This window comes from Janthinobacterium sp. GW822-FHT07H10, assembly GCF_058798675.1.
The window spans coordinates 676,173-701,842 of record NZ_JBXAKS010000002.1 but is presented as its reverse complement, the minus strand read 5'-3'; the positions used below and the strand labels follow the sequence as shown (position 1 = coordinate 701,842).

General features: G+C 65.6%; 27 protein-coding genes. 10 read left to right on the top strand and 17 right to left on the bottom strand.

The features are described 5' to 3' along the window. Positions 1-663: 663 nt before the first annotated feature. The 4 genes from AC1RDJ_RS07400 to AC1RDJ_RS07385 all read right to left on the bottom strand — a co-directional run bounded on the left by AC1RDJ_RS07400 (position 664) and on the right by AC1RDJ_RS07385 (position 4,181). On the bottom strand, positions 664-1,869 hold the full coding sequence (locus AC1RDJ_RS07400) for an Ig-like domain-containing protein (RefSeq protein WP_493027089.1): 1,206 nt from the start codon (positions 1,867-1,869) through the stop codon (positions 664-666). 67 nt (positions 1,870-1,936) lie between these two features. Beyond that, positions 1,937-2,308, bottom strand: coding sequence for a gamma-glutamylcyclotransferase family protein (locus tag AC1RDJ_RS07395; protein ID WP_071323610.1), 372 nt, complete (start codon positions 2,306-2,308; stop codon positions 1,937-1,939). A gap of 38 nt (positions 2,309-2,346) precedes the next feature. Continuing rightward, the gene (locus AC1RDJ_RS07390; RefSeq protein WP_071323609.1) at positions 2,347-3,117 is read right to left on the bottom strand and encodes a LytR/AlgR family response regulator transcription factor; all 771 of its coding nucleotides are present in this window, start codon (positions 3,115-3,117) and stop codon (positions 2,347-2,349) included. Beyond that, positions 3,114-4,181 carry a sensor histidine kinase gene (locus AC1RDJ_RS07385; RefSeq protein ID WP_493027088.1) on the bottom strand — a complete coding sequence of 356 codons (1,068 nt, stop codon included), beginning with the start codon at positions 4,179-4,181 and terminating at the stop codon, positions 3,114-3,116. Before AC1RDJ_RS07385 ends, AC1RDJ_RS07390 begins: the two co-directional genes overlap by 4 nt. A 137-nt stretch (positions 4,182-4,318) precedes the next feature. On the opposite strand from AC1RDJ_RS07385, the gene AC1RDJ_RS07380 reads away from it, so the two are divergent. Both AC1RDJ_RS07380 and AC1RDJ_RS07375 read left to right on the top strand, forming a co-directional pair. Next, positions 4,319-5,170, top strand: a complete 852-nt coding sequence (locus AC1RDJ_RS07380; protein WP_493027087.1) for a DUF2306 domain-containing protein — start codon at positions 4,319-4,321, stop codon at positions 5,168-5,170. 62 nt (positions 5,171-5,232) lie between these two features. Then, positions 5,233-5,880 (top strand): hypothetical protein, encoded by a 648-nt coding sequence (locus tag AC1RDJ_RS07375; protein ID WP_493027086.1) that lies wholly within the window; start codon positions 5,233-5,235, stop codon positions 5,878-5,880. Between the two features lie 8 nt (positions 5,881-5,888). Here the strand turns inward: AC1RDJ_RS07375 and AC1RDJ_RS07370 are convergent, their stop codons facing one another. Beyond that, entirely contained in the window at positions 5,889-7,394 is a 1,506-nt protein-coding gene (locus tag AC1RDJ_RS07370) for a DASS family sodium-coupled anion symporter (protein WP_493027154.1), read from the bottom strand. A 302-nt stretch (positions 7,395-7,696) separates the two neighbouring features. Between AC1RDJ_RS07370 and AC1RDJ_RS07365 the strand changes: the two genes are divergently transcribed. The 4 genes from AC1RDJ_RS07365 to AC1RDJ_RS07350 all read left to right on the top strand — a co-directional run bounded on the left by AC1RDJ_RS07365 (position 7,697) and on the right by AC1RDJ_RS07350 (position 10,932). Next, entirely contained in the window at positions 7,697-8,821 is a 1,125-nt protein-coding gene (locus tag AC1RDJ_RS07365) for an acyltransferase family protein (protein ID WP_493027085.1), read from the top strand. A gap of 6 nt (positions 8,822-8,827) precedes the next feature. Next, positions 8,828-9,037: a cysteine-rich CWC family protein gene (locus tag AC1RDJ_RS07360; RefSeq protein WP_493027084.1), complete on the top strand. Its 210-nt coding sequence runs from the start codon at positions 8,828-8,830 to the stop codon at positions 9,035-9,037. Positions 9,038-9,093: 56 nt separating this feature from the next. Continuing rightward, on the top strand, positions 9,094-9,894 hold the full coding sequence (tssA, locus tag AC1RDJ_RS07355) for a type VI secretion system protein TssA (protein ID WP_493027083.1): 801 nt from the start codon (positions 9,094-9,096) through the stop codon (positions 9,892-9,894). A gap of 264 nt (positions 9,895-10,158) precedes the next feature. After that, positions 10,159-10,932 (top strand): ferredoxin--NADP reductase, encoded by a 774-nt coding sequence (locus AC1RDJ_RS07350; RefSeq protein WP_071323603.1) that lies wholly within the window; start codon positions 10,159-10,161, stop codon positions 10,930-10,932. 74 nt (positions 10,933-11,006) lie between these two features. On the opposite strand, the gene AC1RDJ_RS07345 is transcribed toward AC1RDJ_RS07350, so the two are convergent. Next, positions 11,007-12,680 (bottom strand): phosphoethanolamine transferase, encoded by a 1,674-nt coding sequence (locus AC1RDJ_RS07345; RefSeq protein ID WP_493027082.1) that lies wholly within the window; start codon positions 12,678-12,680, stop codon positions 11,007-11,009. Between the two features lie 265 nt (positions 12,681-12,945). On the opposite strand from AC1RDJ_RS07345, the gene AC1RDJ_RS07340 reads away from it, so the two are divergent. Beyond that, positions 12,946-13,518: a type 1 glutamine amidotransferase family protein gene (locus tag AC1RDJ_RS07340; RefSeq protein WP_493027081.1), complete on the top strand. Its 573-nt coding sequence runs from the start codon at positions 12,946-12,948 to the stop codon at positions 13,516-13,518. An 18-nt stretch (positions 13,519-13,536) separates the two neighbouring features. Here the strand turns inward: AC1RDJ_RS07340 and AC1RDJ_RS07335 are convergent, their stop codons facing one another. The 3 genes from AC1RDJ_RS07335 to AC1RDJ_RS07325 all read right to left on the bottom strand — a co-directional run bounded on the left by AC1RDJ_RS07335 (position 13,537) and on the right by AC1RDJ_RS07325 (position 15,823). Continuing rightward, a complete protein-coding gene (locus AC1RDJ_RS07335; protein WP_493027080.1) occupies positions 13,537-15,012 on the bottom strand; it encodes a serine hydrolase domain-containing protein in 1,476 nt (491 codons plus the stop codon). Between the two features lie 95 nt (positions 15,013-15,107). Further along, entirely contained in the window at positions 15,108-15,428 is a 321-nt protein-coding gene (locus tag AC1RDJ_RS07330; RefSeq protein WP_232251266.1) for an immunity protein Imm33 domain-containing protein, read from the bottom strand. 14 nt (positions 15,429-15,442) lie between these two features. Beyond that, entirely contained in the window at positions 15,443-15,823 is a 381-nt protein-coding gene (locus AC1RDJ_RS07325) for a hypothetical protein (RefSeq protein WP_083411790.1), read from the bottom strand. A gap of 137 nt (positions 15,824-15,960) precedes the next feature. Here AC1RDJ_RS07325 and AC1RDJ_RS07320 point away from each other — a divergent pair, with 137 nt between their 5' ends. Continuing rightward, a complete protein-coding gene (locus tag AC1RDJ_RS07320) occupies positions 15,961-16,209 on the top strand; it encodes a DUF3297 family protein (protein ID WP_010398340.1) in 249 nt (82 codons plus the stop codon). Positions 16,210-16,286: 77 nt separating this feature from the next. Here the strand turns inward: AC1RDJ_RS07320 and AC1RDJ_RS07315 are convergent, their stop codons facing one another. The 7 genes from AC1RDJ_RS07315 to AC1RDJ_RS07285 all read right to left on the bottom strand — a co-directional run bounded on the left by AC1RDJ_RS07315 (position 16,287) and on the right by AC1RDJ_RS07285 (position 23,736). Further along, entirely contained in the window at positions 16,287-17,162 is an 876-nt protein-coding gene (locus tag AC1RDJ_RS07315; protein WP_493027079.1) for an HvfC/BufC family peptide modification chaperone, read from the bottom strand. Then, a complete protein-coding gene (bufB, locus tag AC1RDJ_RS07310) occupies positions 17,155-18,084 on the bottom strand; it encodes an MNIO family bufferin maturase (RefSeq protein ID WP_071323598.1) in 930 nt (309 codons plus the stop codon). The genes AC1RDJ_RS07315 and bufB overlap by 8 nt, the downstream gene beginning before the upstream one ends. Beyond that, a complete protein-coding gene (locus AC1RDJ_RS07305; protein ID WP_493027078.1) occupies positions 18,084-20,108 on the bottom strand; it encodes a ferritin-like domain-containing protein in 2,025 nt (674 codons plus the stop codon). The genes bufB and AC1RDJ_RS07305 overlap by 1 nt, the downstream gene beginning before the upstream one ends. Before the next feature lie 283 nt (positions 20,109-20,391). Further along, positions 20,392-21,045, bottom strand: coding sequence for a hypothetical protein (locus AC1RDJ_RS07300; protein ID WP_289886696.1), 654 nt, complete (start codon positions 21,043-21,045; stop codon positions 20,392-20,394). Further along, positions 21,042-21,902, bottom strand: coding sequence for a hypothetical protein (locus AC1RDJ_RS07295; RefSeq protein WP_493027077.1), 861 nt, complete (start codon positions 21,900-21,902; stop codon positions 21,042-21,044). Before AC1RDJ_RS07295 ends, AC1RDJ_RS07300 begins: the two co-directional genes overlap by 4 nt. 81 nt (positions 21,903-21,983) lie before the next feature. Next, positions 21,984-22,802, bottom strand: a complete 819-nt coding sequence (locus AC1RDJ_RS07290) for a glutaminyl-peptide cyclotransferase (protein WP_493027076.1) — start codon at positions 22,800-22,802, stop codon at positions 21,984-21,986. A 25-nt stretch (positions 22,803-22,827) separates the two neighbouring features. Further along, positions 22,828-23,736, bottom strand: coding sequence for a LysR family transcriptional regulator (locus AC1RDJ_RS07285; RefSeq protein ID WP_493027075.1), 909 nt, complete (start codon positions 23,734-23,736; stop codon positions 22,828-22,830). Between the two features lie 103 nt (positions 23,737-23,839). Between AC1RDJ_RS07285 and AC1RDJ_RS07280 the strand changes: the two genes are divergently transcribed. Beyond that, positions 23,840-24,298 carry a CidA/LrgA family protein gene (locus AC1RDJ_RS07280; protein WP_083411788.1) on the top strand — a complete coding sequence of 153 codons (459 nt, stop codon included), beginning with the start codon at positions 23,840-23,842 and terminating at the stop codon, positions 24,296-24,298. Further along, positions 24,295-24,984 carry an LrgB family protein gene (locus AC1RDJ_RS07275; RefSeq protein WP_071323593.1) on the top strand — a complete coding sequence of 230 codons (690 nt, stop codon included), beginning with the start codon at positions 24,295-24,297 and terminating at the stop codon, positions 24,982-24,984. The genes AC1RDJ_RS07280 and AC1RDJ_RS07275 overlap by 4 nt, the downstream gene beginning before the upstream one ends. Here AC1RDJ_RS07275 and AC1RDJ_RS07270 read toward each other — a convergent pair. Next, positions 24,981-25,664: a TetR/AcrR family transcriptional regulator gene (locus AC1RDJ_RS07270; RefSeq protein ID WP_493027074.1), complete on the bottom strand. Its 684-nt coding sequence runs from the start codon at positions 25,662-25,664 to the stop codon at positions 24,981-24,983. The two genes, AC1RDJ_RS07275 and AC1RDJ_RS07270, sit on opposite strands and share 4 nt — an antisense overlap. Positions 25,665-25,670 lie beyond the last annotated feature (6 nt).

Sequence of the window (25,670 nt, the reverse complement as noted above, 5' to 3'; positions counted from 1 at the left end):
TCACCTGAATGTAAAAGTCTGCATGTGTTTTTCAGAAACCCTGCAATATATTTATTCTCCGCGATAGCTCACCATTCAATTTCCCGATAGACAATAGACAGATATTTATCATCGCGCGACAATTGAATAGTAATATTTTATAAACTTTAATGATATTCATTCTTGACGCGAAGACGCGCGCGGTGGCGGGTGGCCCGGGCAATACCGTCTGGGTATCGGCGCCGATGGCGAAGCGGATTCGCATCGCGCGGTATTGCTGGTGCAGACCCCGGCGATAAAACGCAAGTTGGTGGAGCACTATTACACGCAGGACCGCTCGACGTCCTTTTGCCGCCTGAAGAATTAAGCAATACACGAGAAATTATTGCGAAACCGCAAAGGACATAAGCAGTCGCCATGCAAAACGGCGCACGGCGCCGCTTATGGGCAGCACAGTGGACAGCACCGTGCGCAATCATTTATTGGTGGTCGGCGGAATTTTCTTTTTAGAAATCAAGCGGCTGCGGGAAAATGCCGCCGGCGTTCTTTGAAACGCCGGCGCATTCGACTCGATGGTTTGCTGCGCCTGTCTACCCTTGGCTTTCACGCACTGTTCCCGGCGTTGAAAATCCGGCCTGCGCCTGACGCGCGCGCCAAGGCCTGCGCGGGAAGCGGCAGCTGGCCTCAGCCCACGGTCAGGTGGAACAGCGCCGTGGCAGAGCCGTGGGAAGCTTGCAGCGTGAACGGGCCATCCGCAAAGTAGGCCCTGACGCTGAAGCCGCTCATCCGGTTCAGGGTGCTCATGCCGTTGGCGTCGGTAAAGGTGATGGAGGACATGCCGCCACCCGGCTCCGTCTGCAGCGCCATCTCGCGCGGATGGGATGGTGACGACCAGCTGATCTGCTGTCCGTCAAGGGGCACGCCGTCCGGCCCCTTGAGCTGCACCGTCAGCGCCGCGAAGTTCGCCGCCGCGCTGCGTCCGGCGCCATGGATGCGCGCCTGCGTCTGTCCATCTCCCGCGTGCACGGCCAGGCTTGCGCCGGCAATGGGCGCGGGCGGCGGCGCGGACGGCGCCACGGTGAGCGAAAAAGTTGCCGTCGATGAATTATTGGCGCCGGCGACGATCGTGAAGGCCCCTTCCGCGTAGTAGCAAGCCAGGCCGTGGTTGCCAGACCTGTCGAGGGTGGCGATGCCATTCGCATCGGTGGTCAGCAGGGCACCCTCCGAATTCGAGCTCATCTGAATGGCCATGCCCTCCGGCTTGACGCCCCCCCTGAAATAGACGTCCGCCTTGGGTACCGGCCGCCCCGACGCGTCGGTGAGCTTGACTTGCAGCGTGCCAAAGACGGCTTTGCCGCCGGGCACCGCGAAACCCGCGCGCGCCACGCTCTGGTGATCGCCGGATAGCACGCTCAGTGCGAGCGCGGGCGGCGCCAGCCCGGCAACCGTCTGCTTGAATGCGGCGCTCGCCCCATCGCATGCCGCTGTGACGCCGAAGCCGCCATCGGCATAGTAGGCGAAGACGGCGTTGCCGCCCATTCTGTCGAGGACGGCCACCCCATCGGCTCCCGTGACGGTGACGCTGCCAGCGCCCCCGCCCGGCTCTGTCTGCACGGCCATGGACGCCGGCTGCCCGGACGCGCTCCAGCTGACCTGGCGGCCCGCAAGCGGCACGCCGCCGGAAGACACCCGGACGGAAAGCGGCGCGAAAGTCGCGACTGCATTGCCGGCTGCCGTAACCAGCCTGTACTGGTTTTGATTGTTGCCCGATAAAATCTCTATGGTTGCGTTCGACATATTTCCTTGTAGGCGTTGAGCGATGCGATAGGGAAAGAGAAGCCGCCTGCATTGCACGTCCGCCATGCAGGCTGGAAAGGGTTTGCCGGCCATGTTAACGGGATTCCCTGCATGAAAATACACGCATTGTCACACCGTAAATAGCGAGCGAAGGAAGCGGTCAGGGCGGCGCGTCGCGCGCATCCACGTAAGCCCACGCTTGCCTGCCCGATGCCAGGGTGACGCGCGCGCGCCGGTAGGCGGCCACCTCGTAGCCGTCCGCCTGGCGCAATTCCTCCGGCGAAACTGCCAGCACGGCGCCGGGCACGCAATCCGTCGGTTCGCCGCTGCGCGAGGCGATCGGATGATGCGTCTTGCCGCTGGTGGCCACCACCTGCGCATCGTCGATGGCCAGCAGCGCCAGGCGGTAGCCCGGCAGCTGGTCGGGCTGGCTGTCGAGCAGGCGTCCGAAGGTGGCCAGCTGCACATCGGCCTGCTGCAGGGTGCCGTAGGAAAACAGGTGTTCCGTCATTGCCGCTGGAATAATTGCCATTTGCCGCTCCTTGTATAGGTAGTTGTCCGTGAATGCAATCACATCTGCCGGAAATGCTGCAGGTAGCTGCGGCTGACGGGCAGGGTTTCGTCGCTGCCGCGCAAGTGCAGCTGCGCCGTTTCATTCATGCCCCGCGTTACCTGGCTGACATATGCCAGGTTGACGATGACGGCGCGGTGTATTTGCACGAAGCGGCCCGGGTCCAGCTGTTCCCCCAGTTCCTTGATGCTGGTGCGTATCAGTGCCTCGCCCTCCTCCCACGCCACCAGCGTGTATTTCTCTTCGGCGCGCAGATAGCGCACTTGCTCAACGGGAATCAGGCGCACGCTGTTGCCCACCGATGCCCGGATCCAGTGCAGCCAGGCAGGCGCCGCGGCGCGCTGCCCCAGGCGGCTGGCCAGCTGGTCCAGCATGGCGTCCAGTGCGCCGCCATCGGCCAGCCGGGTGGCGAGCCGGCCTTGCAGCCGCTGCACCGTGTCGGCCAGGCGCGCCGGGTCGACGGGCTTTACCAGGTAGTCGACGGCGCCCTGCTCGAACGCCTGCAGCGCATACTGGTCGTACGCCGTGACGAACACCAGCTGGGCGCGGCGGGCCAGCGCGCGCGCCGTGGCGATGCCGTCCAGGCCAGGCATGCGGATGTCGAGAAAGACAATGTCGGGTTGATGCAGCTCAAACAGCTCGAGCGCTTCGGCGCCGTTGCGCGCATCGCCGATCACAGTCAGGGCCGGCCACAGGGCGGCCAGATGGCTGCGCAGGCGCTCGCGCAGCAGCGGTTCATCGTCGGCGATCAGCGCGGAAATAGTGTTCAATGCCTGCCTCCAGAAAAATGCAGTTCGGCGCGCACGCCATGCGGGGCGACCGCGTGCAGTTCCAGCCGGGCATGGGCGCCGTACACGGCCTGCAGGCGGCTGCGCACATTGCTCAAGCCGGTGCCGGGCTGCGCCGTCGGCGCCATGCCCACGCCCGTATCGCTGACCCAGACGCAGCTCGCGCCGCCGGCCGCGTCCACCGTCGCGCCGACGGCGATGCGCCCGCCCGCCACGCCGGGATCGATGCCGTGGCGCACGGCGTTTTCCACCAGGGTCAGCAACGCCATCGGCGGAAAGCGCAGGCTGGCCGCCTGCGCGACGTGGGCCACGTCGAACTGCAGGCGGTCCGGCATGCGCACCCGCATCAGCTCGAGGTAGGCGCGCACCAGCTGCAATTCCTGCTCCAGCGTGGCGCCGGCGTCGTTCAGGCGCGGCATGGCGGCGCGCAGATAGGCGATCAGGTGGCGCAGCACGGGGCCCGCATTCGGCGAGCCGGACGCCACCAGCGCTTCCACATTGGCCAGGGTGTTGAATAGGAAATGCGGCTCGATCTGCGCCTGCAAGAGACGCAGGCGCGCATCCAGCAGTTCCCGTTCCAGGGTGTTTTTCTCCAGTTCGACCTGCAGGCGGTCGGCCCGTTCGCGCTCGCGCCGTTCGCTGCGCATGGCCAGCAGGGAAAACAGCACGCCGAAGACGACAGCGAGCAAGACCATCAGGAAGTGGCCGACGAGGGTTTGCGTTTGCGCAAGATAGGCAAAGAACTGGCCCCGCTGCGTGGCCAGCGCCGTGACCAGGGCAGCCACGGGCGCCATCAGCACCACGGCGCCCAGGCGCGCGGACGCCAGCGACAGCCAGCGCGGACGCAAGGCTCCCGCCGCCGAGTACGCCAGCAGCAGCACCGCGCCGATAAAGCCGATGCGGCCAAACACGCCCAGGTAGGGCGTGCCGCTAAGCAGATGCAGCAGCCACGACAGCAGCAAGGTGAAGACCGTCACGACGAGCGCCTGCCGCGCGGTCGGCAGGAACGCTGGGGTGCGGCGGGTGGTGACAGGCGCGGGCATCATGGCGCCACGATACGCGGGAAGCGGCCGCCATTCAAGCCCTGAAAACCGCCGTTCGTCGCACCGTCGCCGCCTGTTCGCGCCCGCCAGGCAGGCGGCCGCCTATGCTGATGGCTGCACACCCTGTCAGGAGAGACCCCATGCCATCCGCAACTTCCACCGCCATGCCCTGCCCCGCGCCGTTCCAGGCCACGGCCGGAACATGGAGCACCACGGCGCTGTCCGCCTCCGCCGCCTTCTGGTTCCTCGCCACCGTCATCGGCCAGCTGGTGTTTGCCGCCTACATCGTGGCCCTGTACGGCGGCCATGCCGCGCGTGGCCACTTCCAGGGCTGGAACACGGTCATGACGCATGGCCACGTACCCGGCGACGGCATCGGCAACCTGGCCACCGGCGTGCACCTGCTGCTGGCGGCCGTCATCATGCTGGGCGGCGCGCTGCAGCTGGTGCCGCAGGTGCGCCGCCGCGCGCCCCGCCTGCACCGCTGGAACGGCCGCATATATCTGGCCGGCGCCGTGCTGGCCGCCGTGTCGGGACTGTATATGCTGTGGTGGCGCGGCGCCGTGGGCGACATGGTGCAGCATCTCGGCATCAGCCTCAATGCCGTGCTGGTGCTGCTGTTCGCGGGCCTCGCGCTGAAAAACGCGGTGCGGCGCGACATCGCGGCGCACCGCCGCTGGGCGCTGCGCCTGTTCCTGGTGGTGAGCGGCGTGTGGTTTTTCCGCGTGGGACTGATGTTCTGGCTGGCCGTCAACGGCGGCCCGGCCGGTTTCGACCCGGCCACCTTCACGGGACCGGCCCTCGGCATCCTCGCCTTTGCCCAGTATCTACTGCCGCTGGCCGTGCTGGAAGCCTATCTGCGCTGCCGCGATGGCGGCGGCCCGATGCTGCGCCTGGGCATGGCGGCCGTGCTGGCGCTGCTGACGGTGGCGATGGGCGCGGGCATCGCCGTGGCGGCGATCAGCATGTGGCTGCCGCGCATGCACGGCTGAGCGGACTGCATTAGCCCGCAGCGGCTATCATGCCGGAATCTTTATGACAAGAAAGTAAGGCGATGACCTCAATCTCTGAACGCTTGCAGGAACTGGGATATAGCGACAGCCAGGCGCACGCCCTGGCGCAGGCGGCGCAACGCGAGGACCATGGGCCCTTGCTGCGGTACTTGCTGCTGCGCGGCCTGTGGTCCGACGTCGTCGATGAAAGCCAGCCGCAGCCGCAGTGGCTCGAGCGCTGGCGCGACCTGGGCGAGTCGGGCTTTCCCTTCATTAACTCCCCGGCCCTGCAGCGCCTGCTGGACGCCGGTGTCGATGTGCACGACCTGACGGACGTCGTGCGTTCCGCGCAGGTGTTGACGATCTACAATGTGGCCCAGCTGATCGACGAGCCTTGCCGCGACCTCGGCTACGACGTCGAGGACGCGCCCGACCTGCAGCTGGCGTATCTGGCCGACGCCGGCGCGCCGCAGCGGCCCGGCAGCCTGCACGGCGCGCTGGAAGAGCTGGACCCGGCGGGCCGCCACGGCCAGCCCCGTTCTCTGGAACTGCGCCGGTTCGGCGCCTTGCCACCAGCGCTGCAAGAGGAAATCCGTGGCTTGCTGGCGCAAAAAGCCTGGTCGCAAACGGCCGTCCTGTGGCAGCGCGCCGTCGGCGGCGAGCTGGCGCACTGCCTGGCTGCGATGCAGAGCCTGGCGCGCCAGCTGTAGCGTGCGCCTTACCAGTAGCCGAGCAGCTTCCACCACGTGGTGCCGACGACGGCAAAGATCAGCAGTTCCAGCACGCACATGATGAAGCCGACGCGCCACCAGTTGCCCATCGTCACGAAGCCGCTGCCGAAGATGATGGGCGACGTACCCGTCGCATAGTGGGTCAGGGTCATCATGATGGCCGAACCGGCCGTCATCATCAGCATGAAGGGCACGTGGTATGCGGCCGGGATCAGGTGCAGGCCGACGGTCAGGAAGGCCAGCAGCATGGCGCTGATGTGGGCCGTGGTGCTGGCGAAGAAGTAATGCGAAAACACAAACACCAGCACGAGCACGGCCGCGATCGGCAGCCAGTCCATGCCGCTGGCGACGATGGCCGCCTTCATGCCGGCCGAGAACCAGGCGATCACGCCCGTCTTGTTCAGTTGCTCGGCCATCATCACCAGGGCGCCGAACCACACCAGGGTGTCCCAGGCGCTCTTTTCCGACAGCACGTCGTCCCAGGCTATGGTGCCGGTAATAATCAGCACGAACAGGCCGACGAAGGCGACCACCGTCGCATCGAGCGAAAACGCGGGACCGAACAGCATGGCGGGCACGTTGGCCCACAACAGCAGCAGCAAACCGAAGGTGCCGAGCATGACTTTTTCCGACGGCGACAGCGGGCCCATGCTTTTCAATTCCGCCTTCGCATAGGTGACGGCGTCCGGCGTCGCCTTCAGTTCCGGCGGCGACAGCCAGTAAATGACCAGCGGCATCACCAGCAGGCACGCGAGGCCCGGCAGCAGCATGCACAGGGCCCAGGTGGTCCAGCTCAGGTGAAAGGTCTGGCCGCTGGCCTTGGCGACGAAGTCGACCACCAGCGGGTTCGGCGCCGTGGCCGTCAGGAACATGGCCGAGGTGATCGGGTTGGCGTGGTAATTGACGAGGGCCAGGTAGGTGCCGACCTTCTTTTCCGTGCCCTTGGCCGGATCCGAGTCGAAGGCGTTGGCGATCGATTTCATGACGGGGTGGACGATGCCGCCGCCGCGCGCCGTGTTACTCGGCGTAAAGGGCGCCAGCACCAGTTCGCAGATGGCCAGGCCATAGCCGATGCCCATGGTGCGCTTGCCCAGCAGCGAAATGAACAGCAGGCCGATGCGGCTGCCCAGCCCCGTCTTTTTCAGGCCGCGCGAAATCAGGATGGCCACGACGATCAGCCAGATCAGGGGATTCGAAAAACTGCTGAGCGCATCCGTGATGGCGCCCTTGGACGAGGTCGACGTCACCTGCGACAGCGAAACGATGACGATGGCCATCATCGCCATCACGCCGATGGGCATGACTTTTAAAATGATCGCCAGGATGGTGGTGAGGAAGATCGCCACCAGGCCCCAGGCCTTCGGCGTCAAGCCTTCCGGCGCCGGCAGCAATAACATGCCAACCAGCAAGGCAGTGCAAATCAGGGCCGGGACGAGCCGGAATGGGACGGCTTCCTTGAAATGCAGGAACATGTCGCGCACTGTCTTATACATCATCGTTACCTTTCACTGTGGGTCAGGCATCCTGGCAAGCGGCATCGTGCGCGCAGAGTCTCGGGCGGACGCGCGGGAAAAACGCGCCTTTGAAGATGACAGATGCCCAACAATTCTGTTCGGCAATATCATACACGCAAGACTTCACCGCCCCTTGCTCTGTAGCGCCAATGCCTGTCCACTATCTTGAAAATCGTTGACCTTTGAGCGACACGTGTCGCATAATTGCCCCTTCAGTCGCCAGCCGGCATAGGCCGCTGGCCGCGCGCGTACCCGCCACCCTCTTGCGACAAGGATGCACATTGAATACCCGGAACAGCCATATCGACGCCCTGCGCGGCGCCGCCATCCTGTGCGTGCTGGTGCTGCACTTCGCGCTGGCCTACGGCTTGAAGAACAGCCCGCTCGAAGCCTTGCCCGGCTGGCTGCTGCGCGCCGCCTACCAGGGCAATTATGGCGTGACGATGTTCTTCGTCATTTCCGGCTATCTGATCACGTCGACGTCGCTGCGCCGCTGGGGCGACCTGGCGCGCATCGACCTGGCCGCCTTCTATGTCTACCGCATCGCCCGCCTGCTGCCGTCGCTGCTGCTGGCCCTGTCCATCATCGTCATGCTGGGCACGCTGGACGTGCCCTTCTTCGCCAACTCGGACGGCGGCAAGGACTTGCCGGCCAGCTATTTCGTCATCGCCATCGCTTCCGTGCTGACCTTCTGGCACAACGTGCTGATGCAGAGCGCCGGCTATTTCAATTACTGCCTGAACGTGTACTGGTCGCTATCGGTCGAGGAAATGTTTTACTTGCTGCTGCCGCTGTCGTGCCGGCTCTTGCGCAAGCGACACTGGATCCTGCTGCTGTGCGGCGCCGCCATCGTGGCCGGGCCCGCCTACCGCAGCCTGCACGCCGACAATGAAATCTACTTCATGTACGGCTATTTCGCCTGTTTCGACGCCATCGCCATCGGCTGCCTGACGGCCCTGCTGGCGCAATCCGTGCGCCTGCGACCACGCCAGGGCCAGCTGCTGCGCCTGCTGTCCGGCCTTGCCCTGGCGGCGCTGTATGTGCGCGGCATCGGCGGCCACGAAGTGTTTGGCTTTACCTGGATCGCCGTGGCCAGCGCCGCCTTCATCCTGGGCGGCACGACCGCACAGGCGGCCCGCCCGCCCCGGTTCGCGCCGCTGCAGTGGCTGGGACGCCACAGCTATGAACTGTATTTATTCCATATCATCGTGCTGGCTGGCATGCGCAACGTCGTCGACAAGGCGGGCCTCGCTTATGCGGAGCGCCTGCCATGGCTGCTGGTGTTCCTCGCCGCAACGGCGCTGGCGGCAGCCCTCGTCGCCCGCTACCTGTCCGAGCCGGCCAACGCCGCCATCCGCCGGCGCTTCCGGCGCAGCGCCACGGCCGCGCCTTCCTGCGTACCATAGGCGGCGATGCAGACCCCTTTAAAAGGCGTTCCCGCCCCGGAGCACCGTTGCCCCCTGTGCGGCGGCCCGAACGGCTGCGCACCGGCCCGGTCGGGCAGCTTTGCCACGCCCTGCTGGTGCCAGGCGCAGCCCATTGACGCGGCCGCGCGCGCCCGCGTGCCGCCCGAACAACGGGGCAAGGCCTGCATCTGCCGGCGCTGCGGCATAAAAACATAGCACTTTGCCTTGTGGCAATGGCAAACTATGCTTTTTGCCATCCAGGCCAGGACGCCATGACTCCAGCACACACCAGCCGCGCGCATGCCTATTTCCAGGCGAACACGGGCTTTTCCTTCGAACAATTGATCGCTCCCCTCGATGCGTCCACCGCGGCCGCCGCTCCCGCCGGCGCCCCGCTGCACGGCGGTCCCGTGTACCACGCCATCGAACAGGCGCGCCGGCACGATGATGCCAGCTTGCCGATGGGCGCCTGGGAGCATCAGCTCAGGCAGGCCGACTGGCAGCGCGTGGCCGGGCTGGCCGCGCACGCGCTGGCGCACGACAGCAAGGATCTGCAACTGGCGGCATGGCTGCTGCAAGCGCAAGTCCATCGCACGGGTGTCGACGCCCTCGCCCCCGGCTTCAGCCTGCTGCAGCAATTGTGCGCGCGCTACTGGCAGGCGCTGTACCCGGCCGACGACGAGCACCGCGCGACCATCTTCCGCAGGCTCAATGAAAAGCTGCTGCCAGACTTGCGCCTGCTGCCGCTCACTTCCGGCGAGCCCGCCTTTGCCCTTGCCGATTGGGAACGGGCGCGGCGCCAGGAACAGCTGCGGCAGCATGGCGGCGAGCAAGTGGCTGTGGATGCGGGGCCGGACCTTGCCGGGCTCGCCGCTGCCGTGGCCGCCACGCCTGCGGCGTTCTATCTGGATCTGCAGGCGCGGCTGGACGAGGCACTGAGCAGCCTGGACGCGCTGGCTGGCTGCCTGGACGAGCGGTTTGGCGAGGACAGCCCCAGCCTGAGCGCGCTGGCGGCCGCCCTGCAACAGATGCACGACGTGGCCGCGGCGGCACTGCAGGCACGCGGCGCCTGACGGCCCGGCCCGGCGATACCTGGCCAGGCGAAAAAGTGAGCCAGGTCAAGAGAGCGCATGCCGGCCGCGTGTTTCCGGGCGAATTCCAGCCCCGCCTTGCCATTCGCACTATAATGTCGGCACCGCGTGCGGCAGCAATGGCGGCGATAGACGGTAACAATTTCGTGTGGACGCCAGTACAATAGCGTCTGGGCCTACACAGGGTTTCACTTTTGCCAGCAGTTGCCAGCAACTAACCATTTTTTTGACCAGCCAACAAACACTATGAGTTCGATGAATGAAGAGCGCGTATTAAGCGTGCACCACTGGACGGATACCCTGTTCTCCTTTACCACCACGCGCGACCCGTCGCTGCGTTTCTCGAATGGCCATTTCACCATGATCGGCCTGCGCGTCGACGGCAAGCCATTGCTGCGCGCCTACAGTATCGCCAGCGCCAATTACGAAGACCACCTGGAATTTTTCAGCATCAAGGTCCCGGGCGGTCCATTGACGTCGCGCCTGCAGCACTTGCAAGTGGGCGACACTGTCATCGTCGGCCGCAAGCCGACGGGCACCCTGGTCTCCGATTACCTGCTGCCAGGCAAGCGCCTGTACATGCTGTCGACGGGCACCGGCCTGGCGCCTTTCCTCAGCATCGTGCGCGATCCGGACATCTACGAGCGCTTCGACCAGCTGATCCTCGTGCACGGCGTGCGCCAGGTCGATGAGCTGGCTTACCACGACCTGCTGGTCGAGCACCTGCCGAACCACGAGTTCCTCGGCGAAATGGTCAGCGACAAGCTGCGCTACTACCCGACCGTGACGCGCGAAGACTTCCGCAACATGGGCCGCATCACCGAACTGATCGAAACCGGCAAGCTGTTCGAAGACCTGGGCGTGCCTGCGCTCAATCCCGCCGAAGACCGCGTGATGATCTGCGGCAGCTCGGACATGCTGCGCGACCTGAAAGACATGCTGGAAGAGCGTGGTTTCAAGGAAGGCAACACCTCGACGCCAGGCGACTTTGTTGTCGAGCGCGCATTCGCCGAAAAGTAATCAAGCATTACCCTTGGGGCCCGGCCCCGCCGCACTGCGCGGCGGCGCCGGGCCCTTGTCGTTTCAGCGCGCCCTCAACGCAGGATGGCTTGCCGGCCCGCCGCCTGCGGCGGCACCGCGCCGCGCTGGTAGCGCACGCCGTTCATGAAGCGCGGCACGGGCGTGAAGGCGTTGCTGAGGATATCGTCGTGCGCCGCATAGTAGCGCGTCTCGATCTTCAGCAAGCCCAGCACGGTCGCATCGAGCTTGTCCGTCTGGTACGGCCGGCTTTCCAGCGCGGCGCGCGCCACGTTCGACTGGCCCAGCTGCCGGTTGCTCCACATCAGCATCGGAATTTCATAGCCGCTCTTGTCCGACGCGGAATGGCCGGCGTGATTGCGGCTGTGACCGACTTCCTGGCCGTGGTCGGAGACGAACAGCAGCGAGGCGGCGCGGTCGGACTTGGCCAGGTCCGTCATGGCGATCAGATTGCCCAGCACATAGTCGCCATAGCGGATGGCGTTGTCGTATTCGTCGCGCTGGTTGCGTATCCACGCGGAGCGGCCCTGGCTGGCCATCTGCGCGCTGACGGTGTCGCGTTGCTTGTCGAAATGTGAAAAACGGCTGGGATAGCGCATGTCGTAGCTGGGATGGGCGCCCAGCAAGTGCACCACGATCAGCTTTTTCGGCGCCTCGTCGCGCAAGGCATGGCCAAATGGCTGGAACAGGTTGCCATCGAAATTGTTTTCGCCACGCCCGGTGCCGAAGTTGATGAAGTCGCTTTCATCGGCCTCGCCCGCCAGCAAGCCTATCCAGCCATCGTTGCGCGCCTGGTTGGACACCCAGAACGTCTTGTAGCCGGCCGCCTCGGCCAGCATCAGCAGGTTCGGCTTGGCCATCCATGCGGTCGGATTGCCGATGTCGGCCGGCGTGAGCATCGTCATCATCGATTCCACCGTGCTCGAGGCCGGTGAAATCACGTCATTAAATACCAGCAACTGCGAGCGCATGGCGTCGAGCTGCGGCGTGGTGGCACGCGGGTAGCCATACAGCGACATCGAGGCGCGGTTCGTGCTTTCGCCGATCACCAGGATCACCGTGTGCGCGTCCTCGCCCGCGTAGCGCACCTGCCAGTCCGGCGGCGACGCCATCTTCGTTGCCAGCGCGCGCTGCATGGCCTGCATCGCTTCGAGCTGGGCATCGTACTGCTGGTAGCGCAGCGGCCAGAACAGGAGCGGGTTTTCGCGGCGCATGGTGGTATTCACGTGCAGCAGCACCAGGAACACGCACATGAAGGCGGCAAAGCCCCGCTGCCATGGACCCGGCGCCACCGGCGCCATGGCATGCATCCGCTGCCGGCGCTGCAGGCAGTGGTCGGCCAGCATGACGGCCGCCGTCACCGCACCAAACCAGCCGGCCGCCTGCAGCAGGGCCAGACTGTTATGTTGGAAGAATTCCGCCGTTTCCGCTTGATCTGTCGCAAACATTGCCTGCAAAACCGCATTCGGATTGGGGCGCATGCCAAAATAGCCACGTAAAAAGCCCTTGATGGCGGCATCCAGATAAAACACGGGCAGCGCAATGCGCAGCAGCAGCGTGATGGCGCCGTCGCGGCAGCCCCATGCGTTCAGCGCGCCACCCACGCCCAGCAGCAGCGCGGCCAGCAGGACGCCCAGCTTGGCGAATTCGTTCGCGCTTAACTGATCGAGGAGGAAGAACACGAACAGGCCAGCAATGCTGAGCAGGACACGGCAAAACAGGATCAGCATGGCGGCGATGGCTGGCTAGAGATAGATTGCAGGAATGACTACGGGCGACACGGCACCGTCCGCGTGGACGGGTGCGCGATTGTAGCGCAGCTTGTTGCGGTTTGTATCATCATTTCTTGCCGATAGCATCTGCAGCCCAAGGCAGCGAACCCGGTGCCATGGCTGCGCTCCTGACAGAAACTGTCAGTACCTTTTATTATGATTTCGCCACCAACGGGCCAGCCGGCCCGTACCATGCCGACACCACCTGAGACAGGATCTTGCAATGACACGCGCCATCACCATCCTTACCGAAAACTTCGCCGACTGGGAAACCGCCCTGGTCAACTCCACGGCGCGCCTGTACTACGGCTTCTATACCCAGTTTGCCACGCCGGGCGGCCATGCCGTCACCTCGTCGGGCGGCATGCTGGTCACGCCCCAGCTGGCGCTGGAAGCCATTTCACTCGAGGAACTGGACTTGCTCATCGTTTGCGGCGGCAGCAGCTGGCAGACGCCGCAGGCACCCGAGCTGGGCGCCCTGCTGCGCGCCGCGCGCGACAAAAACATCGTGCTGGCCGGCATTTGCGACGGCACCCGCGTGCTGGCGCAAGCTGGCGTGCTCGACAACGTGCGCCACACTTCCAATTCCGCCGAGAACCTGACAGCCGTCGGCTATGCGGGCGCCGCCCTGTACCAGGACGTGCCGTGGGCCGTGGCCGACCAGCGCATCATCACGGCGCCGGGCACGGCGCCCGTCACCTTCACGGCGCAAATCCTGCGCACCCTGGGCATAGACGACGACAACCTGCAAGCCTACTTGGCCATGCACGGGGCCGAACACGGCAAGCAGGGCTGACGCCCCCGACCCGCGCGGCTAGTTGGCGGCCAGGCTTTTCAGGCGCGCCACGGCGTGCGCATTGCCCGCATCGAGTTCCAGCGAGCGGCGGTAGTGCGCGATGGCTGGCGCCGTGGCGCCGTCCGCCTCGAATGCTTCGGCCAGGCTGTCGTGGCCATTCGCGCTGTCCGGATACAGCTGGACGCCCAGTTGCAGCACGGCCACGGCCTGCTTCGGCTGCTGGCGCGCCAGCAGGCGGTAGCCCCAGGCATTCAAGTCGTCTTCCGGCGGATTCGGCAAGGCGTGCTGTTGCCGGATGGCCGACAGCTTCTGCCCGAGGTCCGCATACGCGCCATTGCCCAGGCTTTGCCGCAACAGGTGCGCGGCATAGGCGCCGCCGCTCTGCTGGCGCAGTGCCGGGATGTAAAAGCCGGCCACGCTGTCGATCAGCTGTTCCGGCTGGCCGCCGGCCAGGTTGCTCAGGATAATGATGGCCAGGCCATCATCCGGATACACATAGAATGCCGAGCGGGCGCCGCCGATGCCGGCCACGGCGCGGTGGCTGTCGCGGCGGATGGTGGGCCAGCCCAGCGCCCACGGCGCCGGCTTGCCATCGCTGAAAGTGGTCGGCTGCCACAGCCGCTCCACGCTGGCGGGCGCCAGCAGGCGCCCCGACTGCAGCGCGATGAGCCAGTTGGCTAGGTCGCCCGCCGTGCTGTTGATGCCGGCGCCGGCCCGCATGAAGACGGGGAAATCCTCGATGACGTTGCGGTACCCCTTGCCGCCCCGGGCCAGCACGTAGGAACTGGCCTTGTTGGCGACCACGTCCTTCGCATCGCCAAAGCCGCTGTGCCGCATGCCGGCCACGTCGAACTGGTGGCGCTGGACGAAGTCGACGAAGGGCTGGCCGCCCTGACGCTCGATCAATTGCGCCAGTAACACATAATTGCTCTGGTTATAGCGGTAGCGCGTGCCCGGCTGGAAATCCATCGGCAGCGCCTGCACGGCTGTCCACGCCGCATCGGCATCGTCCGGCTGCGGCCCCACCAGCTTGCCGCTGCGCTGATCGAGCACGTCGGGCAAGCCCGATGTATGGTTGAGCAGCTGCGTCACCGTCACGGCTTGCCACGCAGGGGGCAAGTGCGGCAGGTAGCTGCCGATCGGCGCGGCGAGGTCGATCTTGCCCTGCTGCACCAGCTGCATCACGGCCACGCCCGCAAACGCTTTCGTGGCCGAATTGATGGAAAACAGGCTGGCGTCCGTCACCGGCACCTGGTATTGCAAGCTGGCCACGCCAAAATTGCGCGCCAGGACAACCTTGCCCCGCTGTATGACGGCCAGTTGCAGCCCGGGAATCTGGCGTTCCTGCATTTCGCTGCGCAGGAAGGCGGCGATATCGTGTTCCGCGCGGGCGGGCTGCTGCTGGCTGGACGGCGCAGCCTTGGCTGCCATGGCGCCAACAGGGACGGCGGCGAGCGCCATGACGAAGATGGCGGCGGGGAAACGTACGGGCATGGTGGTTCTTTCTCGAGGACGAAGGTAAAGAAACGGACCGCGCAGCATCACATACCTATTTACCAACGTCAACGAGAATCTTGCTACTTAGAAACCTATACTTCCAGCCACACATCCTCGTACCCTTCCCGGTCGAGGATGAACTTGGCGCCGCTGGGCAAGGCCAGGTAATCGAGCACCTGCGGCAGCATCTCGTGCAAGTGTTCCGCATGCAGGGGCTGGTAAAAGTCCAGGGCGTCGTCGTGCTCGCCGCAATGGATGAACCAGCTGATGGTGCCATTCTCGGGCAACGCGACGCGCGTGCCATAGATGGGCGACTGCGCCAGGCTGCCGATGGCCAGGGCCACCATGGGTTCGGGCGCCTGCGCCGGCAAATCAAATTTATCGCAGATGCGCTGCTGTCTTTCGCTGACCATGTCGTTCATTTCTATCAAGAACCGATGTATTTATAAGATAACTGCAAGGCGCCATCGTGGCCGGACACTTCCAGGTGCAGGACCGCTTCGTCCGGCTTGCCGTCGGCAAGCAGCAGGCATTCCATGCCCAGCGGGCCGGCATCGGTGGCATACACATCGACGGGCGGACGCCCGCCCCTGCCCGCCATGAAGGCATCTGCCAGGGGCGCCAGAGACAGGCGCTGGCGCGGCGCAAAATAACCGTCCACCATGTCGACGATTTCCCCGGCCAGCGCGGGCGACATGGCCCAGCCGTCCTGCAGCGCAACGGGATCGCGCCGGTCGAGCGCCTGCACGAAGGCCTCGGCCAGCGCATATGCCTGCCGCCGCAGACTGTCGCTTACTGCCATTTCCATATGCTGACTCCTCTCGCTAGGGCAGGCGCCATTATAGTGCGCGGCAGGCGGCGGCGTCCCGCCTGGCGTGACGGCGCGGCGGGCGGGCATGCGAAACCCCGTTGTCTGGATTGGCATTCTGGGCGATAATTGCGGCCATGAACGATACCACCACCTTACCCCCATTGCCCGATCGCCTGTCGATCGACCCTAGCAGCCCTTACCACGTTGCAGCCGTGTTCGAAAACGACGTCGGCATCCGCTTCAACGACAAGGAGCGTCTTGACGTGGAAGAATATTGCATCAGCGAACGCTGGATCAAGGTCGCTTCCACCAAGTCCCTCGATCGCCGCGGCCGTCCGCTGCAGATCAAGCTGAAGGGCAAAGTCGAAGCGTTTTACCGCTAATTTACCGCTAAGCACCGCACTCCCATCGAGGCCGATATCCATCGGCCTTTTTTGCGCCTGCCGCGCGCGCCTCGTCCTCAGGCATCACACGCGATCAGGCCGGCCGCGGCCGCCGTTGGCAGCCACAACATGGCGTCCGCCAGCACCTCGTCCTGTGGCCTGCCGCTGGCCACGGCGGCCCGCCGGGCGCACTGCGCAAGCGACGCCCCGTCCGCCAGCGCCTGCAGCCAGTACCATTGCCATGGCTGCACCGCATGCATGGCAATTCGATAATGCAGGCGGCTTATCGCGACAAACCCGGGCGCCGCCGCAGGCTCGGGCGGTGCCTCGCCTTCTGGTGCCGCCTGCAACTGTTCCCAGAAGGCACAGACGGGAAACGTCACGGCCAGCAGCCGCGTGCACGGCGCCATGCGCCACGCTTGCGTCCCTCCCAGCAGCAACTCCAGTCCCGGCGGCAGTAGCGGCTGGGGCTGATTTTCCAGTCCCGGCGCCCGTGCCGCCTCGCTGCGCGCCCGCTCCAGCTGCGCCAGTTCAATGGGGAAACGCAGCGCCTCGGCGCGCGCGCCGGCGCCAGATTGGGTGGCGGCGAGGAAGCCGGCAAAGCCGGCGCCCAGGTCATGCAAGGTCGTGGACGTGGACGGGTGGCGCCAGATATAGGCGCGGGCAAAGAAATCGAACAGTTCGTCGCCCATCACCTTGCGCAAGACGGGATAGTCGGCTTGCAGGCATTCGAGCAGGCGCTGCACATAGCCGTCGGCATGGATGCGCAGCCGCGCCACGCCCTGTTCGCCGCCCTTGAGCACGTGCCCCGGCGCCAGGCCGTGGCGCTGCTGCGCCAGTGCCACGCCGCGCGCCGCCCCGCCCGGCGCCGTCATGGCCGTCAGGAACCAGGCTTGCAATTGCGCCAGCGGCGGCTCGGCCGCGGACAGGGCAAGGACCACTGGTTCAGGCATGGATGGCCTCCAGGTGAAAGCCCAGCGGCGTCGAGGTGGCGCCGCCCGTGGCCGCCGCCATGGCGTCCTGCGCAAACACGCCCCGTTCGGCCGCGCGCGCCTTGTCCAGTTCGGCCAGCAGCTGCGGATACGGCGGAATCTTCGCATCCCACTCCAGCAAGGCCGACACGCCGCCCGTCAACTGCTGCGCCAGCGCATACAGGCGCCAGACGGCGGCAGGCACGGGCGCGTCGTGCGTGTCGACCAGCACGTCGCCGCAATCGGTGGGCCCGGCCAGGTGCAGCTGCACGATGCGGTCGTGCGGCAACTGGCGGATATAGGCCGCCGCGTCAAAGCCATGGTTATGCGCGGACACGTGGACATTGTTGACGTCAAGCAAGAGCCCGCAGCCCGTGTCCTCGGCCAGGCGCCCCAGGAATTCCCATTCAGGCATGCTGGAGCGGGAAAATTCCACATAGGTGCTGGGGTTTTCCAGGATCAATGGCCGTCCGAGGAATTCCTGCACCTGGCGCACGCGCGCGGCCACATGGCGCAGGCTGGCGTCATCGAGCGGCAGCGGCAGCAAGTCGTGGCTGTTGAGGGTGGCGGCGCCCGTCCAGCACAGGTGATCGGAAATCCACGCGGGCCGGACCTCGGCCGCCAGCTGGCGCAGCTGGCGCAGATACGCGAGGTCCAGGGGCGCGCTGCTGCCGATCGACAGCGACACGCCATGCATGACGATGGGCACCTGCGCCGCCACGCGCTCGAGCACATGGCGCGCATAGCCGTGGTTGTCGATGAAGTTCTCGCTGATGATCTCGAACCAGTCCACCTGCGGCCCGTGGCGCAGGATGTGCTCATAGTGCTGCGGCCGCAGCCCCACGCCCAGGCCCAGGTTCGGCAGGCCCAGGCGCGGTGGCGCGCCGGTCGTGGCGGCCGGCATCAGGTCGACGGCGGCAAGGCCAGGCGCAGGTCGGTGGGCGCCGGCGCCGCGCCCACGGGCGTGCCGCGCGCCGCCATCACCTTGCCGTAGGCTTCCCAGGCCTTGTCATAGACATTGTCGCCCAGCGAAAACGTCAGGGTCTGCTGCAGCGGCAGCGGGTGGTGGTCGGGCGCGGGACCGAAATCGTACAGCACCATAGTGGCGGACTCGGGCGGTTGCGTCTTGGTGGTGTTCGGATACAGCTGCGAGGCCGAGATCGGCACGGCGCAGCCGCCGAACGTCGCGCATTTGTTGTCGCTGGGCGCGCTATAGATTTGCTTGCCTGGCGGAACCGGCTTGGGCGTGCCGCACAGATTGCCCGCTGCCGCGACGGCTTTCACCGAATGGCCGCAGGACGAGCCGCCCGTGTCCGGCTGGGCAAACCCGCAACCGCCCTGCGCATGGCAGCCGTTGGAGCCGCGGCAGGTATGGTAGACGGCCAGCGCGGCGCAGGTGGACGACGCCTCGCCTGCCAGGTGCATGCCCTGGCAGGCGTGGTACAGCACGCCCTTCTCGGCCACCGGCACGCCCGTCGCCAGGTTCGGCGCCTGGCCCAGCACGGCCCAGCAGATGGCCATGCGGTCGCCCGCGCCCACCATCGACGGGTAGGGGAACTCCGTGCCCTGCTTTTGCCAGTAGGTGTCGAGCACCGACGTGATGCCATAGATGGCGCCCGTCGCCACCGTGCTCAGCATCTTCAAGGTACCGGCCGTGTCCTTCAGGCGGTTGAGCGCGCCCGCCACGTCGCCCGGCGCGGGAATATTCTTCGGCGCCGTTGCCTTGTGATAGCGCTCGTTGGTCAGCATGGCTTCGTCCCAGCGGTGGCCCTCCTTGTGCCACTGGGCCCAGGTTTTCACGGGCAGCATCTCCTTCACCTGGCCAAAGCGCTCGTAATGGTCGAACGGCGCGCTGTCGTGGCGCGCGGCCGCATCGCGCGATGCCGCCTCCTTGCCATCGTTCGAGTACGAGGGGTAATCGACCTTCAGGGCCGCCAGGTCTTCGCGGTAGTCGGGCTGCACGGCCATCAGCCGCGCGGCCGCGTCGCGCCGGTAGCGCTTGATGGCCGTCTCGCTGCCCTCGCCCTGGTCGGTGATGGCCGCCATCATGTCGATGGCCTTGTTGAACGAGCCGGTCAGGCCGCCATCCTGGTCTTGCGGACCGAAACAGGTGTCGAAACGGGGAAACTCGGCCTGTTCATGCCCATCGACCTTCTTGTTGAACATGTCTTGCTGCACGGAGCCGTTGACGAACAGCTTTTGCCACAGCGCCTCGCCGTCCGTGTATTCGATGCTGATATAGCGCGCATAGCACTCGTACATATAGCCGATGGTGCCGAACAGGGGCAGGTCGTGCACATGCTTGCCCGGCGTCCAGCCGGCCAGCGGCACGTCGGGGAAGTATTTCGTGTGATCCTGGCGGTCGAACGCGCGCAACTGTTCGCGCGCCTGTTCTTCCGGCTGCTCGATGGCAAGGAACAGGTCGCACTGGTTGCCGTTCAATTCCTCGAGGTTGACGCGCACATGGCGGTAGCCGGACGTGTCCTGCAAGTCGACGATGTGCGGAATCACCGTACAGTCCTTGCCATAGCAGGTCCAGCCATGCTCCTGCGATTGCAGTTCCGAGCCCGTGAAGCACGGCGCCGCGCCGATGGCCGTGGCCAGGTTGGCGGCCATCTGCAGGTGCAGCATCTCCTGGATGAAGACACTGAAGATGATGTTGAAGGCTTTCTGTTCCGCCAGTTCCGGTCGCGCCGTGGTGCCCATGCCCGGCCATTGGCGGCCCTCGTAATAGCTGATGCCCTGCGAATTGATCTGGTGCGTGCCCTGGATCGAATACATGGTGGCCATGTACAGGGGAATGGTGAACAGCTCGACGCTGACGGCCGCCTGGGCAATGGCGCGCACGGCCGCCGTGTCGGTGGCCAGCATGTCGAGCGGGCGGTTGGTAATGGCGGCTTGCGTACTTCCTAACACGGGCATTTTCATTCTGGTCTCTCCACGGGATGAGGCGTTTCGGATGTCAGGCCGTCGCCGCGCCATGCAAGGTGCGCTGAAAACGGCAAGAATATAATACGCTTAGGAAAGATGTTTTTGCGGCAAGAGTTGCATGCCGATGCGGGAATTGATCTGCGTCAATTTTCAGCCAGGCTAGCCTGGCAAAAGGCGGGGTTTATGCGCAATTCGATGACAATTGGAGAGATTGCCGGCCAGGCGCACGTGTATAAGCGCCGCGCCGGCAAGCGCCGGCGCGTGGCTTGCATGATGATAGTCAGGCGGCTGGCGGCGGCTGGAAGGCGCAGAAGCCCGGATACTGGTCGCGGCTGTCGCACACTTTCAGGCAACCCTTGCCATCCTTGAAGGTGGCGCTGACGCTGATCGGAAAGCCATAGCGTGGCGTGATGGCCTTGAAGGCGGATGGACAGCTTTTTTCGTTGCTGAAACGGAAGGTGATTTCCTCGCGGCGGTCCTTGCGCGCAAAGCTCAGCATGAAGGTTTCATTGCTGTTCCACTGCGCCTTGCCCGGCACGCGGAAGCGGTAGCGCTGGCCGCCCTGCTGCGATGCATCGACTTGCTGGCCGAAGACGCGGCTGCTGGCCGTGGCTGTCTCGACCTTGGCAACTGGATACACGACGGCAAAGATGTAGGTGCCGGCAAAACCCTGGTCGAAGCCGAGGCCCTTCTGGTAGAACGGCACGACGATATGCGGCGCCCCCGAGTACTCGAGGCTGCCGTCGGCGCGGGCCGAGCTGCGCGACGTCAGCTTGTAGTCGGGCGCCTGTTCGAAGGCGACGTCCAGTTCCAGCAATGCCTGCTGCCTGTCGATGTCTTGCGCCAGGTAATCCCTGGGGAACATTTCGCCATGCACGCAGCCGGCCAGCAAGCCCGCGGCAAGGCAGGCGCCGAGGAGGTGATGGATTTTCATGGCTGTGCTCCTTGTGCGGCGACAGGCGTGGTCGTCAAGCCCAGGCCCGTCACTTGCCAGCCGTGCTGGCCCTGTTTCCATTGAAATTGCTCGCCAAACCAGGCCAGTTCCAGTTCGCGCCGGATGCGGTTCGAATCCGTGCGGCCCTTGCCTGCCTTGATGGCGACGTGCGCCTGCTCGGACGCCTTGTCCGACAGCGGCTTCAGCCAGCGCTGGTAGGTATCGGGCGGCAAGGCCAGGGCGCCGGCGATGCCGTCGTCGCGCGTGGCAACGATGATCTTCACCTTGGTCAGCGCATTCGACAGGTAGGCGGCGCGCTGCCTGTCGGGCGAGACGGACACCAGCATGGCATTCGGATAATCGCCAGTGACGACGCCCTGCACGTCAAACCACAGCAGCTCGCCCGTGCGCGTATCGAGCGCCCGTCCGTCGCGGGCAAACAGCAGCAGGCTGTCGCGCCCCCGCTGCGGCACGCCCCATTCCGGGTCGCGCTCCGTGCGCACCATGCTGTCGCGCTGCAGGGGGCTGACGGGACGCATCAGCGGTTCGCCGTTCTGCACGCCGATGAGGATGGTGCCCTGGCCCGTATAGCCCTTGGTGAACGCCAGCAGCATGGGCTGGCCTTCGCGCATGGCCGGCAGGGGCCGCACTTCCACCACTTCGCGCGCGCCGCCGGGCCAATAGCCCTGCTTGCGGAAAGTCAAGGTGACGAGCGGGTCGTGGCGGTCGTTGGTGACGACGAAGTCGCCATATTGTTTGCTCACCGGCACGTACGGTGTTTGCGCCTGCGCGGCGGGCAAGATGACGGCGGCCAGGACGGCGGCGGCCGCCAGGCGGCGTAAAGGTAGGGACAGCATGGCATCCTGTAAAGGTCGCACCGGGCGAAGGATGAACATCATAAACGATTCATCCCCAGCAACACTGTCCTGCAGGAAACATCAATGGCGCTGGATCTCGATCAGCTCGATCTCGAACAGCTTCGGCCACAATTTCCCCGTGACAAACAGGCGCTTGCCGCGCGCATCCCAGGCGATGCCGTTGAGCACGGCGTCGGGATTGGCCGTGCCCCGCTGTTCGGGCGGCAGCAGGCCCGTCAGGTCGATCCAGCCCACCACCTTGCCGCTGGCCGGGTCGATGCGGGCGATCACGTCGGCGCCCCACACATTGGCGAACAGCTCGCCATTGACCATTTCCAGCTCGTTCAGGCGCTCGATGGGACGGCCTTCGGCCTTCACCTCGACACGGCGCACCTCGGCCAGGGTCTTCGGGTTCAGCACGCGGATGGCGGACGTGCCGTCGCTCATGTAAACGGCCTTGCCGTCGCTGGCCAGGCCCCAGCCTTCGCCCTTGTAGCTGAAAGTGCGCTTCAGCTGGAAGGTTTTCTGGTCGAACACATAGCCGGTCTGCGAGGTCCACGTCAGGCCGAGGATCTCGTCGCCCACGGCCGTGATGCCTTCGCCAAACACGTTCTTGTCCAGCATGACCCGCTGCAGCACCCTGCCCGTCGCCAGGTCCACCTTGCGCAACGACGATTGGCCATTCTGGCCCGTGCTTTCATACAGGTGGCCATCCTTGAACAGCAGGCCCTGCGTGAAGGCGCGGGGATCGTGCGGATAGCTATTCTTGACGAAGTAGCCATAAACGGGAATGGCGGCCTGGGCATGGCCCATCTCGCTCATCAGGCCCACAGTGCACAGCAATCCCAGCAGCAATGAGCCTGCCGTGCGCTTGAGTTTGGCGTTACCGATGTTCTTCATGTGTTTGGCGGTGGTTGGCGAGCGCCTATTGTAATCGCCCGGGCGGCGCCATGTGCGCCCTGACGAGATCGAGCCAGGCGCGCGCGGCGAACGACAGCCGGCCGCCGCGGCGCCAGGCCAGCATCAAATTCCACTCCACGGGCGGGCCTTCGAGCGGGATGACGGCAAATTGCGCGGCGTCGAGCGTGTCGCAATACATCTTCGGCAGCAGGCAGACGCCCACGCCCAGGCGCACCAGCGAGGCGATGAAATCCCACTGCCCGCTGCGGCCGGCGATGCGCGGCACGAAACCGGCGCGCTGGCAGGCGTCGAGCACGATGTCGTTCAGGGCGAACGAGGCGCCGTAGAACACGAAGGGACTGCCGGCCAGCTCGGCCAGGGCCACGGCGGCGCGGCCGCGCCAGACGCTGTCGGCCGGTGCCAGCAGGCACAGGGGCGAGCGCACGAGGGGCAAGGCGTCGAAATCCTGCCAGGTGGCTGCATTGCCCGGGTAATCAAGCATGGTGCCCAGCTCCACCGTGCCCGTGCGCAAGTCGCGCTCGATGGCTTGCGTGCCGCTTTCATACATCTTCAGCTCGATGCCCGGATAGCGCTGGTGGTATTCGGCCAGCCACGGCGCCAGCGTGGAATGGGTCTGCGGCGACACGCCCACGCGCAGCTCGCCCCGCTCCAGCTGCTGCAGGTCGCGCAATTCCACCTTCAGTTCCGCATGCAGGGCCAGCAGCTCATGCGCGCGCGACAGCACCACCTGGCCCGCATCCGTCAGGGTAAAGCGCTTGCCGGCGCGGTCCAGCAGGGCCAGGTCCAGCGACTGTTCGAGCTGCTGGATCATCTTGCTGACGGTGGGCTGCGTCACGTGCAGCCGGGCGGCCGCGCGCGTAAAACTGTTCTGCTCGACCACTTCGACGAAGTAGCGCAGGGAGCGGATATCCATGATGCATTCCAATATCGAATGATGATCATGAGTTTAAGTCATTTTATCTTTTGATGTGCAATCCCTACAATGAAAACTTCCCCCTGCAACTTGAAAGCCCGCCGTGAAAGCCGTCCCCCATCCTGTCGCCACCCTGCCCTCCATGCCCGCCTGGCGCCAGCCGGCGCAGACGCTGTGGCAAGTGGGCGTGCTGATCGCCGCCTGGTGGCTGGCCGACCAGGCCGCCGCCGCCCTGCACTTGCCGTTTTCCGGCGGCGTCGTCGGCCTGTTCGTGCTGGTGGCCCTGCTGCTGGCGGGCTGGGTGCGGCCGGCCGCCATCGAGCTGGGCGCCAACTGGCTGCTGGCCAACATGCTGCTGTTCTTCATCCCGCTGGTGGTATCGGTGGTGCAATTTACGCAGCTGTTGAAGTCACAGGGCTTGATGCTGTTCGTGAACATCGGCCTGGGCTTTGCCTGCGTGATGCTGGCCACGGCGCTGACCGTGGAATGGGTGTGCCGCTATGAACGCCGGCTGCGCCTGCAAACACTGCGGCGCCAGCGCAATGCCAGGGCAGCAGCATGAGCACCCTGGTCTTGTCCTTGCTGTTTTTGCTGCTGACCCTGGTGCTGTTCTATGCCAACCAGGCCGTGCACAAGCGCCACCCGCACTTCCTGCTGACGCCGGCCATCTGCACCTCGGCCATCCTGATCGTCATCGTGCAGGCGACGGCGACGCCGTTCGCCACGTATTTCGGCGAGACGCGCTGGCTGCCGTGGCTGCTGGGCCCCGCCACCGTGGCGTTCGCGCTGCCCATCTTCCAGGAGCGCAAGCTGATCCGCAAGCACTGGCTGGCCTTGTCACTGGGCAGCTGCGCCGGCATCGTGGCTTCGGTCGCCGCCACCCTGCTGCTGGACCGCTTGCTGGGCGTGCACGGCGACATGGCGCGCAGCCTGCTGGCGCGTTCCGTGTCGACGCCGTTCGCGCTGGAAGCGTCGCGCCACATGGGCGGCTCGGCCCAGCTGACGGGCATCTTTGTCGTGATGACGGGCTTGTTTGGCTTGATGCTGGGCAAACCGCTGCTGAAACTGCTGCCCCTGCGCATGCGCATCGCCCGCGGCGCCCCGTATGGCGCGGCCGCGCACGGCTTCGGCCTGTCCGTGGCGCGCCGCGTGGGCACGGAAGAAGGCGCCGTGGCCAGCCTGACGATGATTTTTTCCGGCGTCGTGACGGTCTTGCTGGCGCCGCTGCTGGGACGCCTGCTGGGCTAGCGGCCCGCCTGCAGCGCCTGCATGCCATGCACGATCAGGTCGATGCCCGCCAGGAAATCCTCGCGGTCGTCGTGCGCGCGCAGCTGCCCCGCCACCTTGCGGGCAAACGGAAACGCCTGCGCATCGAGGCGCGACCACGCGGCTGATAGGCTGTCAAGGAAATGAGACCTGTCCAGGCCGTTGGCGCGGCCGATGGCGGCGTTGGCCGCATTCTGCCCGCTCACGCCCAGCAGATAATTGAGCAGCGTGCAGGTGGCCAGCCATTGCCGCTCTGCCGGCACGCCCAGCGCGTCCACTTGCCGCCCCAGGCGCTCGAGGATGCGCACGGTGGGCAACTGGCCCGGCGCGCGCGCCAGCGCCGAGCCCAGCCACGGATGCGCATCCATCGCCTCGAACACGGCCAGCGCCACGGCCCGGATGCAGGCTGGCGGCGTGGCGCCAGGCAAGACCGCCTCCATGGCGCGCATGACGACGCTGTCGCTGGCCGCCGTGAACAGCTCGTCCTTGTTGGCAATGTGCCAGTAAATCGCGCCCGGCCCCGTGGCCAGACGCGCGGCCAGGGCGCGGAATGTCAGGCCGCTCTCGCCGGCCGTGTCCAGCAGGCTGATGGCGGCGTCGATGATGGTGTCGCGCGTCAGCGAGGTGTCGCGCCGTGGTGGTTTCGTTACATTTTTCAGCATCGCTTA

Bases quoted from the DNA above. Each gene is read 5' to 3' on its own strand.
- AC1RDJ_RS07400 (WP_493027089.1), bottom strand. From the start codon at position 1,869: ATGGCCGGCAAACCCTTTCCAGCCTGCATGGCGGACGTGCAATGCAGG.
- AC1RDJ_RS07395 (WP_071323610.1), bottom strand. From the start codon at position 2,308: ATGGCAATTATTCCAGCGGCAATGACGGAACACCTGTTTTCCTACGGC.
- AC1RDJ_RS07385 (WP_493027088.1), bottom strand. From the start codon at position 4,181: ATGATGCCCGCGCCTGTCACCACCCGCCGCACCCCAGCGTTCCTGCCG.
- AC1RDJ_RS07380 (WP_493027087.1), top strand. From the start codon at position 4,319: ATGCCATCCGCAACTTCCACCGCCATGCCCTGCCCCGCGCCGTTCCAG.
- AC1RDJ_RS07375 (WP_493027086.1), top strand. From the start codon at position 5,233: ATGACCTCAATCTCTGAACGCTTGCAGGAACTGGGATATAGCGACAGC.
- AC1RDJ_RS07370 (WP_493027154.1), bottom strand. From the start codon at position 7,394: ATGTATAAGACAGTGCGCGACATGTTCCTGCATTTCAAGGAAGCCGTC.
- AC1RDJ_RS07360 (WP_493027084.1), top strand. From the start codon at position 8,828: ATGCAGACCCCTTTAAAAGGCGTTCCCGCCCCGGAGCACCGTTGCCCC.
- tssA (WP_493027083.1), top strand. From the start codon at position 9,094: ATGACTCCAGCACACACCAGCCGCGCGCATGCCTATTTCCAGGCGAAC.
- AC1RDJ_RS07350 (WP_071323603.1), top strand. From the start codon at position 10,159: ATGAGTTCGATGAATGAAGAGCGCGTATTAAGCGTGCACCACTGGACG.
- AC1RDJ_RS07345 (WP_493027082.1), bottom strand. From the start codon at position 12,680: ATGCTGATCCTGTTTTGCCGTGTCCTGCTCAGCATTGCTGGCCTGTTC.
- AC1RDJ_RS07340 (WP_493027081.1), top strand. From the start codon at position 12,946: ATGACACGCGCCATCACCATCCTTACCGAAAACTTCGCCGACTGGGAA.
- AC1RDJ_RS07335 (WP_493027080.1), bottom strand. From the start codon at position 15,012: ATGCCCGTACGTTTCCCCGCCGCCATCTTCGTCATGGCGCTCGCCGCC.
- AC1RDJ_RS07330 (WP_232251266.1), bottom strand. From the start codon at position 15,428: ATGGTCAGCGAAAGACAGCAGCGCATCTGCGATAAATTTGATTTGCCG.
- AC1RDJ_RS07325 (WP_083411790.1), bottom strand. From the start codon at position 15,823: ATGGAAATGGCAGTAAGCGACAGTCTGCGGCGGCAGGCATATGCGCTG.
- AC1RDJ_RS07320 (WP_010398340.1), top strand. From the start codon at position 15,961: ATGAACGATACCACCACCTTACCCCCATTGCCCGATCGCCTGTCGATC.
- AC1RDJ_RS07315 (WP_493027079.1), bottom strand. From the start codon at position 17,162: ATGCCTGAACCAGTGGTCCTTGCCCTGTCCGCGGCCGAGCCGCCGCTG.
- bufB (WP_071323598.1), bottom strand. From the start codon at position 18,084: ATGCCGGCCGCCACGACCGGCGCGCCACCGCGCCTGGGCCTGCCGAAC.
- AC1RDJ_RS07305 (WP_493027078.1), bottom strand. From the start codon at position 20,108: ATGAAAATGCCCGTGTTAGGAAGTACGCAAGCCGCCATTACCAACCGC.
- AC1RDJ_RS07300 (WP_289886696.1), bottom strand. From the start codon at position 21,045: ATGAAAATCCATCACCTCCTCGGCGCCTGCCTTGCCGCGGGCTTGCTG.
- AC1RDJ_RS07295 (WP_493027077.1), bottom strand. From the start codon at position 21,902: ATGCTGTCCCTACCTTTACGCCGCCTGGCGGCCGCCGCCGTCCTGGCC.
- AC1RDJ_RS07290 (WP_493027076.1), bottom strand. From the start codon at position 22,802: ATGAAGAACATCGGTAACGCCAAACTCAAGCGCACGGCAGGCTCATTG.
- AC1RDJ_RS07285 (WP_493027075.1), bottom strand. From the start codon at position 23,736: ATGGATATCCGCTCCCTGCGCTACTTCGTCGAAGTGGTCGAGCAGAAC.
- AC1RDJ_RS07275 (WP_071323593.1), top strand. From the start codon at position 24,295: ATGAGCACCCTGGTCTTGTCCTTGCTGTTTTTGCTGCTGACCCTGGTG.
- AC1RDJ_RS07270 (WP_493027074.1), bottom strand. From the start codon at position 25,664: ATGCTGAAAAATGTAACGAAACCACCACGGCGCGACACCTCGCTGACG.